A 4,349-nucleotide genomic window follows, 5' to 3' on the forward strand; every position below is an offset into this window, starting at 1 on the left:
TTGGAGGTACTCAGGCGGCCTGATTATCAAATCACGGAGAAAGAATTGCTGGCGGCCTGGGTATTATTCGCCAATCAGTTGCTCAAATATGGCTATGCTATGGCTGATTTATGAGGGGATCCTTCAGTACTTTGCTTTAATCTTTTTGATTTTTCTTCAAAATCTCTTATTTCGGTCAATTTTGCGTTCGTTTTAACTTCAATAATTGCAGCACACTCTTCCGAACTTATCCGTATCTGACGACCAAGAGAACTATTCAGAGTATTTCTTTTTCGTAAAATAATGTCATGCTGGCCAAATTCTTCATCTTTAAAGTAAACCTCCCCTTTATGAAGTCTATTAGCTAAGTTATCAATTCTTGATTTGATTTCAGAATGCACAAACTCTTCGCGAGCATCACCTAGAACCCCTTTGTGGTTATACCTTTCAACGGCTCTTGACTGTAATCTTAGTAGATCATCGATGTACTCATATAAATATGCCATGTTAATCATTATCCCTAATTATTGGCACCATCAAGCCGTCATAGGCTCTTCAGCCATAACCACTGTATTTGCATTCACTTTTCGTATCACCCCAAACAGCTCTACTACTTTACCTTCGTCAAAAAAGCCGTAGGCGCTTTCGCCGTGGTAATCGGTAAATGGAGGTTCAAATATTTGCGCCATATCGAGTACGCCGTTGTGGACAAGGTAATCAATTACCTGGTCAACAAAGTTGATTTGCTCGGCATTGTAAATACCGTCGTCTAGAAAGCTACTGAAGGCTTCTTTGGCAGCATTTAAATCTAGGCCTACCAATTGGCGAATAAACGCGCCTAAGGGCTTCTCCTGCAATATTTGATGGCGATAAGCCTCTACGTCACTCATGCCGCTAGCATCCAGCAGTAAGCCATCGAGTACGTCTAAGTCGGCTTGGGTGATTGGCTTATTGCGTTTTAGCTTTTGAATGGTTAACTGATCTTGGTGGTCTTTAATATACAGCTCAATTTTTTTACGATATTGGGCTAAGTCCATGGTTGGGCTTTGATAAACAGCGGTAACGTCATGTACGCCTTGTACGTCATCTTCAAAGTTGGTGTACACCACTTCTTTTTTGTCTTTGTCTAAGGCGAACATTAAGTTGCGTAAACGTTTACGCATATCCTCTAATGTCACGACATGAATATCTAGCCAAAACTCGTGAGTTTGAATGTCTTGAATTAACTGCAATTGAGCTTGTACTGCTGGAATAGATGTTTTTGCCTCCAGCTGCTGAGCAAACTCCATCACCCTTAAACGGCTTGGTTCTGGCACCGTGCCTTTTTCAAGCAAGGCGAGTTGCATGGTTAAGATGATATTATCAAACCGGTTCGACAAATTATTGGGCTGTTCATCCTGATTAAAGGCCTCAGCTTCTGTGGGTAGCACAGACACATGGCTTTCTAGCTCGGTATACTTAGCATCATCAATATTGTTCCAATAAGACCGTTCTAAAAACGGTTCTACAGCCTGGCGCTTTGGCCTAACAATAAAGTTATCTAGGTTCATGCCGGTGACTTGGTGATGCAACATATCAAGCTGATAGTTGTTTAAGCTACGCAATAAATTACAGTCTTCTGGGTGCTTGTCTTGATAATTGTCATCTTGCAGGCGGTCATTTAGCAAAGTGCTTAACTGCACGCGTTTTTCAAACACCTGCTGCATAACTGGTTTTGCGATACCTACGGGTAAACCTTCTGGGTTAGCATCAAAGTATTCAAAGTTTTGGCAGTAGTCGAACACTTTAAAGGTGGTTTTATGATTGCCTGGGCCAAACAGGTCTTCGCATAAACGGGTACCACGGCCAATCATCTGGGTAAATTTAACCTTAGAGCGGATAACCTTAAAGAACACCAAATTAACCACTTCGGGTACATCAATACCCGTATCAAGCATGTCTACAGAAATCGCAATCCGGCAAGTAGGGTTTTTCGGGTCAAAGTCTTTGCGGTTGTTTTCATCGCCGCCAAACTCATCAATCAAACTCTGGGCATAGGTTTCTTTAAAGGTAATTACCCGTGCCAGTTTACCCGCCCATTTGGGGTAGTTTTTATTAAACATCTTCTCTAAAAACACTGCGTGGTCGTTATTAGCAGCAAATATGATGGTTTTACCAATCACGTCGCCACCTTCCACATGTATGCCGCCAAGCTCATCTTTACTCATTAGCTGGGCAAACATCTTTTCAGCCGTGTCTTCGTTGAACAAAAACTTATTCACTTCAGTCGGCAGTACTTCTTCGCGATCCGTCAGTTCAGCTTTGTCTTCCCACTCTTGCTTTTCTTCATCCGACAATTCTTGGTATTTAACCCCATCACGTAAAAACTTAGTCGAAACCGATATTTTGGTTGGCGGGACTAAGTATTTTTCGGCGTAGGCGCTGGCATCTTCATAGGCGTAGGTTGGCATGCCTTTTTGTAAGTCAAAAATGCCGTAAGTATCTTTTTCAACTTCATCTTTTGGGGTGGCGGTTAAGCCCACTAACAAGCCGTCAAAATACTCAAAAATTTGCCGATACTTTGAATACACAGATCGATGGGCCTCATCGACAATAATTAAATCAAAATGGCCCACGCCAAATGGGCGCTCATCTGCACCACGGTCGAGTAGGTTTTTCATTGTGGGGTAAGTGGCAAAATACAAACGGCTTTCAATGCTGTCTTTGCTTTGGCCAGAACTTAACATAGCGCAGCTCACGCGGGGTAATAGCCTAACGAAGTTCTTTTTCGCTTGAGTTAATAAGGCATTGCGGTCGGCTAAAAATAAGATGTTTTTAATCCAATCGTTTTTAACCAGCAAATCGACCAGGCTTATTACGGTACGAGTTTTACCTGTACCTGTAGCCATGACGAGCAGTGCTTTACGCTGATGTTCTAATTCAAAGTGTTGCAAAATATGAGTAATTGCCGCTTTTTGATAATGGCGGTTAGTGATGTCGTTATTGATATCTAGGTTTTCAGTTTCAACCAGCGGGGTGTCATTACCCGTCATAAAAAACGCTTTGCGATTGCTGCGGCGCTTTATCATTAACTCAAGTTCAGCCTTGGTATAAAAACCTTGTACCTGACGAGGCGGATAAAAATAGTCATCCCACAAACGAGTTTCATAGCCATTGCTGTAAAATATCACCGGGCGTACGCCACACTGTTTTTGTAAGCAATCGGCATACAGTTTGGCTTGCTGCTGACCGTCTTCTGGGAGGCGACTGGTGCGTTTGGCCTCTACCACCGCCAGAGCGGTGCCGTCATCACCCCACAGCACATAATCCACAAAGCCATTACCATTGGGGTTAGCGGTCGATATAGGCATGCTGTTAACCGGATATTCGCGGTCGCGTGCTTGGTTTAATGGCCAACCCGATTCATTTAGCAGGGCATCGATTAAGTAATGGCGGGTTTCGGCTTCGTTATAGTCGTGGGTATCACGTTGCGTTTCTGCGCTTTGTTTGGCTTTGGCGATTTGCTCAAGCAAAGCTTGGTTTTCGGCCTTTAACGCGGCGTTTTCACTTAGCTGTTGCTGATACTCATCACGCTTAACACTGTCACTTTCTGCCAGCTGTTTTTCAAGCTCTTGCACTCGCTTAATGCTACTCATTGCCTTAGTCACAAGGCCTGCATCAATGGCAAGTTTTTGCGGGATTAGTGCTTCATCAAACGGCGCAACGGTAAATTGTTGTCTGTCTAACGCTTTGTTGCCAAAGTCTGGCGTATAGGTGCGCACAAACCAATACAATACATGGTGCAGCTCTTTTACCGATTGCAAGGCATCACGTTGTGGTAGAGCGTTTTTGCCGTGTACTGCCTCGTTACCAATTTTGATGATCAGTTTAAGCTTAGGGAACAAGTTACTGCTTAAGTTTTGCTTAAAGCCTTGCTCATGAATAAGCGACATTAAAGTCGCATCATGGCGTGGGCGTGTTAGCCAGTTGTCTATGTCAAATACGGTTTCAACCATCAGCTCCAGCGCATTACGGGCATAAAAACCGGCAATGCGTGGGTCGGTTTTTATGTTGGCTTCAGCGCTTTTAGCCCGCAGCTGTATTTCAGCGCAGCGCATGGAGAACAGATCATTGGCTGCTCCGCTTGCAATCGCCACGTCCATAAAGTCAAAATTACTCATGCCAAGAGAGTTAGCGCCAAAAGCGCTAGCGCCATGGGTGGCAGTGGATTCTGGAGGTTGGACCGTATCTGACATGTAAGTTCCTTTTACATCTTATTAGGTTTTAGCGTTACCAAGGTTAAGTTCGCCGTTGAACGCTTTTTGCATTAGGGCATTAAATGACTGTTCATAATCACTTTTTGCCTTATTGTTTAACATAATATTTAGTTC

Annotated in this window: 2 protein-coding genes; both read right to left on the bottom strand. The window is 43.5% G+C overall.

Annotated elements, in window-relative coordinates:
- Positions 1-92: 92 nt before the first annotated feature.
- Complete coding sequence (locus tag K5Q99_RS21325) at positions 93-485, bottom strand: DUF6602 domain-containing protein (protein ID WP_220778065.1); 393 nt, start codon at positions 483-485, stop codon at positions 93-95.
- A 30-nt stretch (positions 486-515) separates the two neighbouring features.
- A complete protein-coding gene (locus tag K5Q99_RS21330) occupies positions 516-4,214 on the bottom strand; it encodes a DEAD/DEAH box helicase family protein (RefSeq protein WP_220778066.1) in 3,699 nt (1,232 codons plus the stop codon).
- Positions 4,215-4,349: the final 135 nt, after the last annotated feature.

Origin of the sequence: Shewanella hafniensis, from assembly GCF_019655335.1 — a bacterium.
GTDB lineage: Bacteria > Pseudomonadota > Gammaproteobacteria > Enterobacterales > Shewanellaceae > Shewanella > Shewanella hafniensis.